At 50.0% G+C, this 608-nt stretch carries 1 protein-coding gene; it reads left to right on the forward strand.

Annotated features, from left to right (window positions below):
- Positions 1–608, forward strand: a 608-nt coding sequence (locus R7190_RS28770; RefSeq protein ID WP_318138049.1) for a helicase-related protein, incomplete at both ends; no start/stop codon positions are given.

Below are 608 nucleotides of genomic sequence, written 5' to 3' on the forward strand. Positions count from 1 at the left end.
TGTTTTCCTGTCTCGGTGACTCATCGAGTAATAGACAGTCGTCATCTGCCCAATAAAAAAGGGTGTGAAAATGACGTGGTGAAAACAGTAAAAGAAGCCCTTGAAGATGAGGAAGGCGATATCTTGGTGTTCTTACCAGGTCGAAAAGAGATCGCTCAGTGCGCGCAGATGTTACAGCACTTGGATGATGTGCTGGTGGTGAAACTTCATGCCTCGGTCAGTGATGAAGAGCGACATCGAGCTTTAACTGTTCAAGCGCAGCGCAAAGTGGTGCTGGCAACCAATGTCGCGGAAACGTCGCTTACCATTCCTAACATCCGCGTTGTGATTGATAGCGGTTTGGAGCGAAGAACGGTTCAGCGCAACGGACGTACTGCTCTCACATTAACCAACATTTCAAAAGCCAGTGCAGCACAGCGAATGGGGCGTGCAGGGCGCGTAGCAGAAGGCTCCTGTATCCGTTTATTTGGCGAACATGCTCCATTAGAGTTGGTCACGCCACCCGAGTTGCATCGTGAAGAGCTGGTGGAGCCCATGCTTGCGGCGGCGTGTTGTGGCTATCGTTTATCTGAGTTGCATTTCCTTGATGCAGTTCCAGAAAAGTCATT

Source organism: Vibrio sp. 1078-1 (assembly GCF_033340475.1).